Source organism: Desulfomicrobium baculatum DSM 4028 (assembly GCF_000023225.1).
Taxonomy (GTDB): domain Bacteria; phylum Desulfobacterota; class Desulfovibrionia; order Desulfovibrionales; family Desulfomicrobiaceae; genus Desulfomicrobium; species Desulfomicrobium baculatum.
The window spans coordinates 3,736,294-3,750,077 of sequence record NC_013173.1; the positions used below are offsets into that span (position 1 = coordinate 3,736,294).

General features: G+C 61.2%; 17 protein-coding genes. 15 read left to right on the forward strand and 2 right to left on the reverse strand.

Features of this window, described 5'->3' with window-relative positions:
• Positions 1-68: 68 nt before the first annotated feature.
• A complete protein-coding gene (gene larB / locus DBAC_RS16500; protein WP_015775460.1) occupies positions 69-824 on the reverse strand; it encodes a nickel pincer cofactor biosynthesis protein LarB in 756 nt (251 codons plus the stop codon).
• A 139-nt stretch (positions 825-963) separates the two neighbouring features.
• Here larB and DBAC_RS16505 point away from each other — a divergent pair, with 139 nt between their 5' ends.
• The 15 genes from DBAC_RS16505 (at position 964) to smpB (ending at position 13,158) form a co-directional block, all read left to right on the forward strand.
• Positions 964-2,373 (forward strand): sigma-54-dependent transcriptional regulator, encoded by a 1,410-nt coding sequence (locus tag DBAC_RS16505; protein WP_015775461.1) that lies wholly within the window; start codon positions 964-966, stop codon positions 2,371-2,373.
• Positions 2,374-2,401: 28 nt separating this feature from the next.
• Positions 2,402-3,595: a pyridoxal phosphate-dependent aminotransferase gene (locus DBAC_RS16510; RefSeq protein WP_015775462.1), complete on the forward strand. Its 1,194-nt coding sequence runs from the start codon at positions 2,402-2,404 to the stop codon at positions 3,593-3,595.
• Positions 3,596-3,714: 119 nt separating this feature from the next.
• Entirely contained in the window at positions 3,715-5,193 is a 1,479-nt protein-coding gene (gene ffh / locus DBAC_RS16515; RefSeq protein WP_015775463.1) for a signal recognition particle protein, read from the forward strand.
• 74 nt (positions 5,194-5,267) lie between these two features.
• The gene (gene rpsP / locus DBAC_RS16520) at positions 5,268-5,513 is read left to right on the forward strand and encodes a 30S ribosomal protein S16 (RefSeq protein WP_015775464.1); all 246 of its coding nucleotides are present in this window, start codon (positions 5,268-5,270) and stop codon (positions 5,511-5,513) included.
• Positions 5,514-5,574: 61 nt separating this feature from the next.
• Entirely contained in the window at positions 5,575-5,808 is a 234-nt protein-coding gene (locus DBAC_RS16525; protein ID WP_015775465.1) for a KH domain-containing protein, read from the forward strand.
• Between the two features lies 1 nt (position 5,809).
• Positions 5,810-6,358, forward strand: coding sequence for a ribosome maturation factor RimM (gene rimM, locus DBAC_RS16530; protein ID WP_015775466.1), 549 nt, complete (start codon positions 5,810-5,812; stop codon positions 6,356-6,358).
• Between the two features lie 40 nt (positions 6,359-6,398).
• Positions 6,399-7,673: a tRNA (guanosine(37)-N1)-methyltransferase TrmD gene (gene trmD, locus DBAC_RS16535; RefSeq protein ID WP_015775467.1), complete on the forward strand. Its 1,275-nt coding sequence runs from the start codon at positions 6,399-6,401 to the stop codon at positions 7,671-7,673.
• Between the two features lie 48 nt (positions 7,674-7,721).
• Positions 7,722-8,069 carry a 50S ribosomal protein L19 gene (gene rplS / locus DBAC_RS16540; RefSeq protein WP_015775468.1) on the forward strand — a complete coding sequence of 116 codons (348 nt, stop codon included), beginning with the start codon at positions 7,722-7,724 and terminating at the stop codon, positions 8,067-8,069.
• A 6-nt stretch (positions 8,070-8,075) separates the two neighbouring features.
• Positions 8,076-8,699 carry a ribonuclease HII gene (rnhB, locus tag DBAC_RS16545; protein WP_015775469.1) on the forward strand — a complete coding sequence of 208 codons (624 nt, stop codon included), beginning with the start codon at positions 8,076-8,078 and terminating at the stop codon, positions 8,697-8,699.
• Positions 8,681-9,085, forward strand: a complete 405-nt coding sequence (locus DBAC_RS16550) for a YraN family protein (protein WP_015775470.1) — start codon at positions 8,681-8,683, stop codon at positions 9,083-9,085. Before rnhB ends, DBAC_RS16550 begins: the two co-directional genes overlap by 19 nt.
• A complete protein-coding gene (rsmI, locus tag DBAC_RS16555; RefSeq protein ID WP_015775471.1) occupies positions 9,036-9,866 on the forward strand; it encodes a 16S rRNA (cytidine(1402)-2'-O)-methyltransferase in 831 nt (276 codons plus the stop codon). The genes DBAC_RS16550 and rsmI overlap by 50 nt, the downstream gene beginning before the upstream one ends.
• Positions 9,867-9,868: 2 nt before the next feature.
• The gene (locus DBAC_RS16560; RefSeq protein ID WP_015775472.1) at positions 9,869-10,615 is read left to right on the forward strand and encodes a PTS system mannose/fructose/sorbose family transporter subunit IID; all 747 of its coding nucleotides are present in this window, start codon (positions 9,869-9,871) and stop codon (positions 10,613-10,615) included.
• A 10-nt stretch (positions 10,616-10,625) separates the two neighbouring features.
• Positions 10,626-10,904: an HPr family phosphocarrier protein gene (locus DBAC_RS16565; RefSeq protein WP_015775473.1), complete on the forward strand. Its 279-nt coding sequence runs from the start codon at positions 10,626-10,628 to the stop codon at positions 10,902-10,904.
• Complete coding sequence (gene ptsP / locus DBAC_RS16570) at positions 10,904-12,670, forward strand: phosphoenolpyruvate--protein phosphotransferase (RefSeq protein WP_015775474.1); 1,767 nt, start codon at positions 10,904-10,906, stop codon at positions 12,668-12,670. The genes DBAC_RS16565 and ptsP overlap by 1 nt, the downstream gene beginning before the upstream one ends.
• Before the next feature lie 23 nt (positions 12,671-12,693).
• Entirely contained in the window at positions 12,694-13,158 is a 465-nt protein-coding gene (gene smpB / locus DBAC_RS16575) for an SsrA-binding protein SmpB (protein WP_015775475.1), read from the forward strand.
• A gap of 28 nt (positions 13,159-13,186) precedes the next feature.
• Here smpB and DBAC_RS16580 read toward each other — a convergent pair whose 3' ends face one another.
• Positions 13,187-13,768, reverse strand: coding sequence for a cysteine hydrolase family protein (locus DBAC_RS16580; protein ID WP_015775476.1), 582 nt, complete (start codon positions 13,766-13,768; stop codon positions 13,187-13,189).
• Positions 13,769-13,784: the final 16 nt, after the last annotated feature.

Consider the following 13,784-nt stretch of genomic DNA (forward strand, 5'->3'; position numbering starts at 1 on the left):
GCACAGTACTGGAATGCTTGCGCCTAAAAGGGATTGCGTAAGGGAAAGAACCGTTTTGCTCATGAGTTTTACGATCCGGCCAGGATTTTCTTCGCCAGGGCGGCCGCGCCGAAGCCGTTGTCGATGTTGACCACGCCTACGCCCGGCGCGCAGGAATTGAGCATGGCCAAGAGCGGGGTCAGGCCGGCGAAGTTGGCCCCATAGCCGGTCGAGGTCGGAACCGCAATGATCGGGGCTTTTACGAGTCCGCCCAGGACGCTGGGCAACGCGCCCTCCATCCCGGCCACGGCGATGACCACTTTGGCCTGCCGCAGGCTCGGCAGATGCGGCTGCAGGCGGTGCAGGCCCGCGACGCCCACATCGGTCACCAGATGCGCGCTCAATCCCAGAAATCTGGCTGTGCCCAGGGCTTCGCGGGCCACGGGCAGGTCCGAGGAGCCGGCCGTGACGATGATCACGTCCGAGTTCGGGGCTTTTGGATCGGCGGACAGCAGGTCCGCCCCCAGGCAAAAGAGGCCCGCTTCCTCCCACAGGCAACCATGCGGAAAAAAATCCAGCAGCGCCTGGCCGTGCGCTGCGCAAATCCTGGTGGCCAGGACCGGGTGGTGCCTGCCCAGTTCCTCAAGGGAAATGCGGATCTGTTCCAGGGTCTTGCCCTGGCCGAAGACCACTTCGCCGATAGTGGTGCGCGCCTGGCGCCAGGGATCAAGAGTCAGCTCTTCGTGTACGTGGCCCGTAAGAACTGCTTGGGCGTTCTCGCAGGAGATGTTTCCGGCGGCGACGTTTTGCAACAGGGTGTGCAGTTTTTTGGGATCCATGGGCATAAAAGGGGCGGCTCGTGGTTGCTGTGAATAAAGGAGGCGCGAAATCCGACCCAGCCCTAGCAGATGGGCGCATAGCGGGCAAGCGCCCGTAGGCTCCCCATATTGCAAAGAGGCTGGGGAAAAGATAGCGTATGCGGATATGGCGTCCAAGCGAATCCTCTTTGTTTCACGATCCGAGCTCGTGTCCCCCCTGCATGCGCAGTTCAAGGCGCATGAATGCCAGGCCATGGTCGTGGATGATCGCGCTTCGGCCATGAAGGTCGTCGAGGCGCGTAAGGCCGATCTCGTGTTCACCCTGCCAAGCCTGCCCGGATACAGGGCCCAGGATCTGCTCGACGCCGTGCAGCAGTCCGCGAATCCGGTGCCGGTCATCGTGTTCACGGAAAAAGGCAGCGCCGAGGAGGCGCGCTATTATATGGAAATGGGCGCTCAGGATTACTGGCTCTGCCCGCTGACCTGGGAAAAGATCCAGGCCGTGCTGCCCGAGGATGCTCCCGCCCCGGCTTCGCCTCGTTCCGTCGCCCAGAGCGCTCCGCGCGAGGTGTCCATCGTCGGCACCCATCCTTCCGTGACCCGGGTCTTGGCCCTGGCGCGGCAGGTGGCTCCGTCCAAGGCCACGGTGCTCATCTCCGGCGAGTCGGGTACGGGCAAGGAGATGTTCGCCCGCTTTATCCATGCCCACTCAGGCCGGGAAAACGCTCCCTTCGTGGCCGTCAACTGCGCGGCCCTGCCCGAGCATCTGCTCGAAAGCGAGTTGTTCGGGCACGAGAAGGGTTCGTTCACCGGAGCCATTTCCCGCAAGCTCGGCAAGTTTGAGTTGGCCAGCGGCGGAACCCTGCTGCTGGACGAAATTTCTGAAATGGCGCTGGCCCTGCAAGCCAAGCTTTTGCGCGCCCTGCAGGAGGGCGAGATCGACCGCGTGGGCGGGGTCGAGACGGTCAAGGTGGATGTGCGCGTCCTGGCCACCACCAATCGCAATCTGGAGCAGAGCGTGGAGAAGGGCGAGTTTCGCCAGGATCTTTTCTATCGCCTGAACGTCATTCCTCTGCGTCTGCCATCGCTGGCCCAGCGTGGTGACGATGTGCTGCTGCTGGCCGATTTTTTTATACGCCGCCTTACCCGGGAATACGGGCTCGGCTCCCTGCAGCTCTCCACCGAGGCCCGGGACTGGCTCATGGCGCATGACTGGCCGGGCAATGTGCGGGAACTGCAGAACTTGATGGAACGGGCCGTGCTCCTGGCCGGGGCTGGACCCATCCGATCCATGCATTTTTTACTGGATGGTCAGGAATGGTCGCCCGAAATTAACGAGGAGGGCGAAGCTGCCGCACCCGGCGTATTGTCGATGCCGTCTGCTACTTCGGCCGTGACCATCGACGCTGATGGACGCATCCCGACCATTCAGGAAATGGAGATGCACCTGATCATCAAAAGCCTCGACAAGACCGCGGGGAACAGGACCAAGGCTTCGGAATTGCTGGGAATTTCCGTGCGCACGCTGCGCAACAAACTGGGTGAATACAGAAAAATCGGCCTGGACATCCCGTAAGGGAACCGGGCCTTCACGGGAGAAAGATATGATTCTTTGTTCGCAGATCGAGGGCTATCTGGCCAAGTCGTCGTGGATTCGCCGCATGTTCGAGACCGGCATCGAGCTCAAGAAAAAGTACGGCGCGGAGAATGTCTATGATTTCAGCCTGGGCAACCCGGACCTGGCCCCGCCTGCGGCCGTGGCCGAGGGCTTGCGCGAGCTGGCCGAGGAAGCGGGCAAGCCTTTCGCTTTCGGTTACATGCCCAACGCCGGCTATCCGCAGGTGCGCGAGCGTCTGGCCGAGGTGGTTTCGGTGGAGCAGGGAGTGGCCGTCGCGGCCGAAGACCTGGTCATCACCTGCGGCGCGGCCGGGGGCATCAATGCCTTGTTCCGGGCCGTGCTCGAACCCGGCGACGAGGTGCTCTGTCCGGCTCCCTATTTCGTGGAGTACGGATTCTATGCCGAGAACCATCGCGGAGTTTTGAAAGCCGTTCCGTCCAAGCCCCTGACCTTCGAGCTGGATTTGAAAGCCCTGGCCTCGGCTATTTCCGACCGCACCCGCTGCGTGCTCATCAACTCGCCCAACAATCCAACCGGCCGGATCTACTCTCTGGAGGAGCTCGCCAGTCTGGCCGACATCCTGCGACAGGCTTCGGCCCGTACCGGGCGGCCCATTCTGCTCATCTCCGACGAGCCCTACCGTTTTCTGGCCTATGACGGGGCTGAGGTGCCCGCGATTTTCCCAATCTACGAGCACAGCGTGGTGGTCAGCTCCTTTTCCAAGAATCTGGCTCTGGCCGGGGAGCGGGTCGGGTATGTGGCTGTAAATCCGGCCATGCCTGAAGGCGCGCACCTGGTGGCGGGAGTTGTTCTGGCCAACCGCATCCTCGGTTTCGTCAATGCACCGGCCGTGGGTCAGAAGCTTTTGGCCAAGGCCCTGGGCCACGAGGTGGATGCCTCGGTCTACGCCCGGCGTCGCGATGCCATGGCCGAGGTGCTGCGCGAGGCGGGCATCGAATTTTCCATGCCGCAGGGCGCGTTCTATTTCTTTCCGCGCATTCCCAAGGGGGGGGATGATGCGGCCTTCGTCAATGAGCTCATGCAGGAGCAGATCCTGGCCGTGCCCGGTTCGGGTTTTGGTTACCCGGGCTATTTCCGCCTGGCCTTCTGCGTGGACGAGTCCACCATCCGCGGCGCGGCTCCCGGCTTCGCGCGGGCCGTGGCCAAGGCTCTGGGCTGATTTCGGAGCGGCGTGCGGGAGTACCGCGCGCCGCATCGTCATGCCGTGCTTCTGCTTGACGAGTGGGTCGAACTTGTCTATGCATCCCTTCTTCTTTTCCCTAGCATAGGTGCTCTTGCATGTTCGATAGCCTGTCCGACCGACTTGAATCGGTCTTTAAAAAACTGCGCGGCCACGGCCGACTCGATGAAAGCAACATCCAGGATGGCTTGCGCGAAGTGCGCCTCGCCCTCCTGGAAGCCGACGTCAATTTCAAGGTCGTCAAGGATTTCGTCGAAAAGGTCAAAGCGCGCGCCCTGGGTCAGGATGTCCTCGGCAGCCTGACGCCCGGCCAGCAGGTCATCAAGATCGTCCACGAAGAGCTGATCGAGCTTCTGGGCGGCGAGAACTGCGCCCTGAACCTGTCGGGCAAGCCGCCCTACGTCATCATGATGTCCGGCCTGCAGGGTTCAGGCAAGACCACGTCGGCGGCCAAACTGGCCCTGTTCCTGCGCCGTCAGAAGTACGCTCCGTACCTGGTCCCCGCCGATGTCTATCGTCCGGCGGCCATCGATCAGCTGACGAAACTCGGCGCGGAGCTGGGCGTTCCGGTCTATCCTTCCACCGTGGACATGAATCCGGTGGATATCTGCGTCGACGCCATGCGCGACGCCGAGCTCAAGGGCTGTTCCGTGATCCTCATCGACACGGCGGGCCGTCTGCACATAGATGAGTTGCTCATGCAGGAGCTGGTCGGCATCAAGGAAAAGTGCCGTCCGCAGGAAATTTTGTTCGTGGCCGATGCCATGACCGGCCAGGACGCGGTGACCGTGGCCGAGAAGTTCAACGAAGTGCTGGACATCACCGGCGTGGTCCTGACCAAGATGGACGGCGATGCCCGCGGCGGCGCGGCCCTGTCCATCAAGTCCATCACCGGCAAGCCGCTCAAGTTTGTCGGCATGGGCGAGCGCCTGAGCGAACTGGAAGTATTTCATCCGGACCGCATTGCGTCCCGGATTCTTGGCATGGGCGATGTCTTGACGCTGATCGAGAAGGCGCAGTCGACCATTGATTCCAAGGAAGCCGAGGCCCTGGAAAAGAAATTCAGGAAGGCCGAATTTGATCTTGAAGATTTCCGTACGCAGATGCGCCGCATCAAGAAGCTTGGTTCCCTCGAAGGCATCATGAAGCTCATTCCGGGCATGGGGCAGATCCGCAAGCAATTGCAGGACGTGCAGATGCCTGAAAAGGAACTGGGCAAGGTCGAGGCCATGATCAGTTCCATGACCATGGCCGAGCGCCATGAACCCAAGATCATCAACCCCAGCCGCAAGCAGCGTATTGCCAAGGGCAGCGGGGTCACGGTGACCGAGGTCAACCAGCTTCTCAAGAATTTTGAGCAGATGCAGAAGATGATGAAGAAGATGGCGGGCGGCAAGATGCCGTCCATGCCGCAGGGTGGCCGCATGCCCGGAATGCCGGGCATGGGCGCGATGCCGGGCGGCATGCCCGGAATGCCCGGCGCGCTTCCTTCCGGAGGCGGCGGACGAACCGCCGCGGAAGCTGCCAAGCTCAAGGAAAAGCGCAAGAAGGCTAAAAAGCAGCGCAGAAAAAAATAGTCGGACGTCCCTTGTTTCGGTTACGACCGGGCATAGAGGTTCGCACACTACACTTACGTTCAGGGAGAACAACAATGGCTTTGAAACTCAGACTGACCCGCATGGGCTCCAAGAAGAAACCGTTTTACCGCATCGTGGCCGTGGATTCCGCTTCCCGCCGTGACGGCCGGGCCCTTGATTATGTGGGCTATTACAACCCCATGACCGAACCCGCCGAGATCAAGTTCGATCAGGACAAGGTCAAAAGCTGGATCGAACTGGGTGCGCAGCCCACAGATACGGTTCGCTCCTTGCTAAAGAAGTCTGGATTCAGTAAATAGTACCTCCAAGGCTCGTCGCCCGGTTCGCCGTGCGATCCACAGATCTTCAGCGGAGGTGCTCATGCTCAAGGATTTGATCGAATTCATTGCCAAGTCTTTGGTAGACAATCCGGACAGTGTCTCGGTGACTGAAATCGAGGGAGAGCAGACCTCCGTCATTGAGCTTAAAGTGGCCAAGGAAGATCTGGGCAAGGTCATCGGCAAGCAGGGGCGCACGGCCAGGGCCATGCGAACCATCTTGGGCGCCGCTTCAACCAAAATCAGGAAGCGTTCAGTCCTGGAAATTCTGGAGTAACGTGTCCGAAGAGAAGTTGGACCCGGTAAAGCTCGTGGAACTGGGTCGGGTTCAGAAACCACACGGCCTCAGGGGGGAGCTCTGCATCGAACCATATGCAGACTCCCCTTTCATCTTTGAGGGGTTGACCCGCGTCTATCTGCGGCTTCCGGGCAAAAAGCCCAAGCCTTGCGTGCTGGAAGGATGGCGCGCGCATCAGGGCCGCGCTCTGATCACCGTGGACCGCTCCCAGGGGCGGGATCAGGCCGAGGCCTGGCGCGGCGCCGACGTGCTGGCCCGGGAGCGCGACCTGCCGCCGCTGGATGAGGACGAGTTCCGCCCGGAAGACCTGCTCGGTCTGCCGGTCATGCACGTCAACGGTTCCCGCATCGGCGTCCTGGAGGATATCCGGGACGTGGCCGGGCAGGAGCTGTGGTTCATTCTGGACGATGCCGGCAACGAGATCATGCTTCCGGCCGTGGATGAGTTCATCCTTGATATCGACCTTGAGGCCGGCGTCATCCTGGTCGATCCCCCGGACGGCCTGCTCGAATTGTATCAACAGCCATGACCATGAGCTCCGGCCGAACCGGGCTGGAGTGGAAGCAGGAATGCGATTTTCCGTCGTCACCATTTTTCCCGAATTTTTCGATTCCCCCCTGTCTTGCGGACTTTTGTCCAAGGCCAGGGAAAAGGGACTCGTCGAATTTTCGTTCATCAACCCGCGCGATCACTCCACGGACAAGCATCACAATGTCGATGACCGTCCCTACGGGGGCGGGCCGGGCATGGTCATGGCCGTGGACCCGATCCGTCGCGCTCTGGCCACGCTTTCACCCACGGCCCGGGTGCTCATGCTCAGTCCCAAGGGCCGGCCGCTGACCCAGGCGCTGGCCCGTGAATTGGCCGCGGAGGAAGAGATCGCGCTGTTGTGCGGACGCTATGAGGGCATCGACGCGCGGCTTGAAGAGCTGTGCGATATCGAACCCGTCAGCGTGGGCGATTTTGTCCTGAACGGCGGCGAGACCGGAGCCCTGTGCCTGATCGAGGCCGTGAGCCGGCTGGTCCCTGATTTCATGGGCAAGGACGAAAGCGCGGACGAGGAGAGTTTCAGCTCGGGCCTGCTTGAATATCCCCATTACACCAGGCCCGAGGAGTACGAGGGGCTGAAGGTGCCACAGGTGCTGTCCTCGGGACATCATGGTCGCATCACGGCCTGGCGGCGGGAGAAGAGCCTGGAGACGACTCTCGCCTTGCGCCCGGACATCCTTGACCGGGCGGCGCTGACCGATGACGATATCGCGTATTTGAAAGGGCTGGAGAGGACAAGGCCGGGCCGGAATCTTTTCGTGGCGCTGGTCCATTACCCGGTTGAAAATAAATCGGGGCAGACCATCACTACGTCTTTGACAAACCTTGACCTCCACGATATTGCACGCGTTTCGTGTACCTATGGGCTCGGCGGATATTTTGTCTGCACCCCGGTCGCGGATCAGCAGGACCTTGCCCGCACCCTTGTCGGCCATTGGCGCGAAGGTTACGGGCTCAAGGCAAATCCGGATCGGGGCACCGCCCTGGGCCGGGTCCGGGTGGTCGGCCTTTTGGACGAGGCCATCGCCCACATCACGGATTGCACGGGCGTGCGTCCCAAGGTCGTGGCCACCAGCGCCAAGGCTGGAAACATGACCTGCGCCCAGGTTGCCCGGATGCTTACGGAGGAACCCGTCCTCCTGGTGCTGGGCACCGGATACGGCTTGCATCGCGACGTTTTGGCAGGGGCCGACGGCATGTTGCGGGCCATACGTTTTATGGATAGGTACAACCACCTTTCCGTCCGTTCCGCGGCTTCCATCATGGTGGACCGCCTGCTGGGCGATATCGGATAAGACGCACACGTTGCGGCTCAAAGGCCGCTTCAGATAAAGGAGAAAATCATGAACATCATCCAGAAGATTGAAAACGAGCACCTGCGTGCCGACCATCCCCGCTTCCGCGCCGGCGACACGGTCAAGGTGCATACCCGCATCATCGAAGGCGAGAAGGAACGCATCCAGGTTTTCCAGGGCGTGGTTCTGCGTTTGAAGAAGGGCACCACCGACAGCACGTTCATCGTGCGCAAGGTTTCCGACGGCGTCGGCGTGGAGCGCATCTTCCCCCTGCATGCCCCGACCATCGACCGCATTGAAGTTATTTCCGAAGGCGTGGTTCGTCAGAGCCGCATCTACTACCTGCGTAGCCTCAGGGGCAAAGCTGCCCGTATCAAGACCAAGAACGCCTGGTAGGTCAATTTGTTCAGCCCCAAAGGCTGCACTCAGTTTGCGGATGAGATTCAGGCCGGCGTCGACGAAGCCGGACGCGGCTGTCTTGCCGGTCCGGTGGTGGCGGGGGCAGTCATATTGCCTCCGGATTTCGACCTTCCGGGACTGACCGATTCCAAAAAGCTCTCCTCGCGACGGCGCGTGGTGCTTGCACAAGCCATCAAGGCCCAGGCAGTGTCCTGGGCCTTAGGTTTTTCCTGGCCCGGCGAAATCGACCGCATCAACATCCTGCAGGCCTCACTGGCCGCCATGGCCCGTGCCGTGGAAGCCCTGAGAGTCAGTCCGGGCCTGGTGCTGGTGGACGGCAACCAGCGTTTCCCCTCTTCTCTGCCCCAAAAGACCGTGGTCGGCGGCGACGCCCTTCATCCCTGCATCTCCGCAGCCTCAATCCTGGCCAAGACCTTTCGGGACGATCTGTTGCTGTGCATGGATCAGCGCTATCCGGGTTACGGGCTGGCCGTGCACAAGGGCTACGGCACCAAGGCGCATCTTGATGCCTTGCGCCGCCTGGGGCCAAGCCCCGCGCACCGGGTCAGTTTTCGCGGCGTCGGACCGACGCCGCGGGAGGCGCAGCTGTGGCTGCCCGGCATCTGATCACCGGCCAGGCCGGAGAAGAGCTGGCTGCGGCCTTTTTAGTGGAAAAGGGGATGCGGATCGTTGAGCGCAATTTTCGCTGCGCGAGCGGCGAGATCGATTTGATTTGCGAGGACGCCGGAACGATCGTTTTTGTCGAGGTCAAAACCCGTTCCGGAGCCGTGCGCGGCGAGCCCGGCGAAGCCATCGGACCGGCCAAGAAGAAACGCCTGATCAAGGCCGGGGCGTTATACTTGAGCCGCCATCGCGCCTGGAGCAGGCCATGCCGGTTCGACCTGGTCGGCATTCTTTTTCTGCACGGGGAAACGGTCGTCGAACACTGGGAGGATATCATTGATGTACGGGACGGTCTGGATCGTGGCCACGCCCCTTGGCAACCTTGGTGATTTCTCTCCCCGGGCGCGGCAGACGTTGGAAGAAGCCGATGTCATTCTGGCCGAGGATACCCGGCGGGCCGGACATCTGTTGCAGCTGGCCGGAGTTGCGGGCAAGCGTTTTTTAAGCCTGCATGAACACAACGAGAGCTCCCGCATTGCCGAGGTGCTGGCGTTGCTGGAGCAGGGGCTCACGGTCGCGGTCGTATCCGATGCGGGCACTCCGCTTATCGCCGACCCCGGCTACCGCCTGGTCGCGGCCTGCCGTCAGCAGGGCATAAGTGTCGTTCCCGTGCCCGGTCCCTGCGCGCCCATCACGGCGCTCATGGCCAGTGGCCTTCCTCCATACCCTTTTGTTTTTCTCGGATTCTTGCCGCGCAAGGGCGGAGATGCCCGCACGCTGCTGCGGTCCTACGCGCAGATCGGTGCGACCCTGGTTTTTTTCGAGCGCAAGAACCGGGTGCTGCCGACTCTGGAGCTCGCTTTCGAGGTGCTGGGAGAGAGGGAATTTTGTCTGGCCCGGGAATTGACCAAGAAACATGAGCAGTTTATCAATGGCAGGCTTGGTCAACTCCGCGATTTCACGGAGGAGCTTCTGGGCGAGGTGACCGTGGTCATCGGTCCGCCCGAAGAGATTGCCGCCACGTCCCGAACCGATGTCCTGGACCGGGTTCAGGGCATGATGCGGGCGGGCATGCACGCCAAGGACGCAGCGCGGACCGTGCGGGATCAAACCAGCGGGTGGTCGGTCAAAGAGATCTACGAACTGATTGTGGAACAGAACGCGGAGTAAGGGTGGATACGCGGATCCTGCTGCAGATTTTCCTGCGCACATATATGGTTGGCGCCACATTCAACACCAAGGGGATGCAGAATGTCGGGCTGGCCTATATCATGGACCCGGGTCTGCGTGCGCTTTACGCCGCGGAGCCGCGAGCCTTGAAGCGTGCACGCGGCCGCTATCTGAAGCACTACAACACCCATCCTTTCTGGACGCCGCTGTTGGTCGGAATTTTTTTGTCCATGGAGAAAAAGATCGCGCTCGGCATGCTTCCGGCGGATATTCTCCCTAAACTGCGTTCGACCACCGTCTACACCTTGTCGGCCCTGGGCGATTCTTTTTTCGGGGGCAGTTTTCTGGTTTTGTGGTCCCTGGTAGGCGTCAATCTGGCGGTCGCGGGATGCACCGGAACGCTTGTGGTCTGGATCTGTCTATGCCTCTGCGGGCTGCAGATTTTCAAGATGTACACCTTCGGGCGCGGCTATGCCCAGGGGCTTTCTTTTCTGCAGCGTCTCAAGTCCTGGAATCTGATTGATTGGGGGCAGCGGCTCAAGCTGATCAACAGCGTCCTGGTGGCCCTTTTTGTGCTGCAGGCAACTCCTGCCGGAGGGCTGTGGACGTTGGCCTGGGCCGCAGGTGCCGGACTCTTGGCCTTGGCTGGTTTCATGCGTGAGTGGGATCGCTCCATGCTTTTGGCGGCGCTGGTTCTGGGCGGCCTCGTGCTGCCCTGGGAAAAGATTTTTGCTTTTGTATCCATGTAGGTGGCGTAAAATGGGCGAAGTGCAGGAAAAGGTTATCCGGGTCGGGAACAGCCTCGGGCTTCATGCCCGGCCCGCAGGAAAGATTTCTCAGGAAGCCCAGCGCTATGCGGCCTCCATCACAGTCCATTCCTGTGATATGGAGGCCGATGCCAAATCCATCCTCGACCTGCTTTCCCTGGCCGCTCCGCAGGGAACCGAGCTGACCCTGCGTGCGCAGGGCCCCGATGCCGGCGATGCCATCACAGGCGTTTCAAAACTTTTTGAAGACATGTTCGGAGAGGATCGCTGATGGCTTCCCGCACGCTCTTCGGTATTCCCGTCTCGGCCGGCATCGCCATTGGCCGCGCGTATTACCTCAACAAAAGTCACTTCTCCGGCACGGTCCGCCAGACCGTGCCCGATGCGGATGTGCCTTTTGAAAGGGAGCGTCTGACCCGCGCCTTTGATGCGGCCCTGCACGACCTGGAACGAATCCTCTCCCTGGTGCCGGAGGATTTGAAGGAACACTCGGCCATCATCGAGTCCCACCTGATGATGCTGCGCGATCACAAGTTCCGCAAACGGGCCCTGGACCACATCGCCCTTTCCCGGGTCAATGCCGAATGGTCCCTGGAGAGGGCCGTCGGGGATGTGCAGGAGATATTCGCCTCCATCGCCGACGAATACTTGCGGCAGCGCATGCAGGATGTCCGCCTGGTGGCCGAGAGGGTGCTCGGCAAGCTGGTCGGCGGGGAAAGCGGGCATCAGGCCATCAAGCACCGCGCCATTCTGCTGGCTCATGATTTGTCCCCGGCGGACACCATCGAGCTCGATGTGAACAAGATCATGGCTTTCGCCACGGCCCAGGGCGGCAAGACCTCCCACGCCGGCATCCTCGCCCGCTCCCTGCAAATCCCGGCCGTGGTCGGGGTGGAGGGTCTGGGCGACGATCTGGCCGAGGGCGGGATCATCATCCTGGACGGGTTCCATGGGCGCATCATCATCGACCCCGACGAGGACGAGCTGGCCCGCTACACGGACCTGCAGACCCAGTTCGAGACCTACCAGGCCACGATCATGCGCTCCTGCCATCTGCCCGCCGAGACCATCGACGGATATCGGGTGCAGGTTTTGGCCAATATCGAGCTTTTTGAAGAGGTCGTGGCGGTCAACGACAACGGCGGGGAAGGCATTGGGCTCTTCCGTTCCGAGTACAGCTATCTGAACCGGAACGGGATGCCCAGCGAGGAGGAGCTGACCGAGATTTACATGGACATGGCCTCCCTGGTCGCGCCCAAGAAGCTGGTCATCCGCACGCTGGACGTGGGCGCGGACAAGCTCATGCGCATGCAGTCTTCGGCCGAGGCCAACCCTGCCCTGGGGCTGCGGGCCATCCGCTATTGCCTGAAGCACCGGGAAGTGTTCCGCACGCAGTTGCGCGCCATTTTGAAGGCCAGCGTGCTGGGCAACGTGTCCATCATGTTTCCCATGATTTCCGGCCTGCAGGAACTGGTGGAGGTCAAGAAGTTCTACCGCGAAGTCCAGGAAGAGATGCACAGCGAGGGGGTCTGCTTCCGCGAGGACATGCCCATGGGCATCATGATCGAGGTGCCCAGCGCCGTTATCACCGCTGATTTTCTGGCCCGCGAGGTGGACTTTTTCAGCATCGGCACTAATGACCTCATTCAGTATTCGCTTGGCATCGACCGCACCAACAAGGACGTGTCCTATCTGTACCAGCCCCTGCATCCGGCCATCGTGCGCTCCATCAAATGGGTGGTGGACTCGGCCCACCGGGCCGGCATCGAGGTCTGCCTGTGCGGCGAACTGGCGGCCGATCCGTTTTGCATCCCGGTGCTCATGGGCATGCAGGTCGACTCCATCAGCCTCGGGCCCCAGGCCATTCCGGGCATCAAGCGCATTGTCCGCCAGGCCTCCATGGAGGAATGCAACGCCCTTTTGAAGCAGGTCATGGCCAGCCATTCGGTGGCCCGCAACAACAAGCTCGTCCGGGAAATGATCTTCCGCCGTTTCCCTGAGGAGCTCATGTTCTACTCCTCCCTGGTGGACGACTAGATTTCAACTTCAAGGATTTTTTCATGTGCGCCAAGCCCACAGGCATCAAGATCATCGCGGCCAACCGCAAGGCCCGTCACTTTTACGAACTGCTCGACTTCATCGAGGCCGGGATCATGCTGACCGGCTCCGAGGTCAAATCCCTGCGTGACGGAAAGGTCAACTTCATGGACGGCTACGTGCGCATCTCGGACGGCGAGGCCTTTCTTTCGGGCGTGCACATCTCCACCTACGCCAACGCCGGATACGCGCAGCATGTCCCGGACCGGGAGAGAAAGCTGCTCATGCACCGTCATGAGATACATTCGCTCAAATCAAAGATGGAGCAGAAGGGGCTGACCCTGGTGCCGACCAAACTGTATTTCAAGGACGGCAAGATCAAGATCGAGCTGGCCCTGGCCAAGGGCAAGAAGGTCTACGACCGGCGCGAGGATTTGAAGCAGAAAGCTGTGAACCGCGACACCGAGCGGGAGATGAACCGGGCCTGACGGGCAGAGGGGCGTACCCGGTGCGGCATCAGGCCGGAGGGGTGATGCCTGACAGGTATTCCTCCACAGTCACGCAGGCCATGCCCGCGTCGCGGATGTCGCGGATGTTGGCCAGATGAATTTCCTGCGTGCGCGAGGATGAGGCGTCGGTGAGTAAGGTCATGTGATAGCCCAGGCTCAAGCCGTCGAAAAGGGTGGCGCGCAGGCAGAACGGCAACTGCGTGCCGGTCACGGCCAGATGCGAGATCCCCTTGCGGCGCAGGATCAGATCCAGCTCCGTGAACATGAAGGCGCTGAAGCGTTGCTTGACGATGCGGTATTCGCCTTCGATGGGCTCCAGGCCCGGCGCGATGCGGGCTCCCGGGGTGCCGGGCACCACCATGGGGCGTGTTTTCAAGGCCTCCTGGCGTGAAATTTCAACGTCGGAGCCATCGCTGCGGTATTCCCGCACGATGTGAAAGACCGGCCGTCCCAGGTCCCGAAACGAAGTCAGGACCTTGCGGATGACGGGAATGGTGGCGTGGGCTCCTGCTACCTCGCAGGCCCCGCCGGGCACGGCGAAGTCGTATTGCATGTCGATGATCAGAAGCGCGCGGTTATGTTCGTTCATGGCTGCCTTCTTGCGG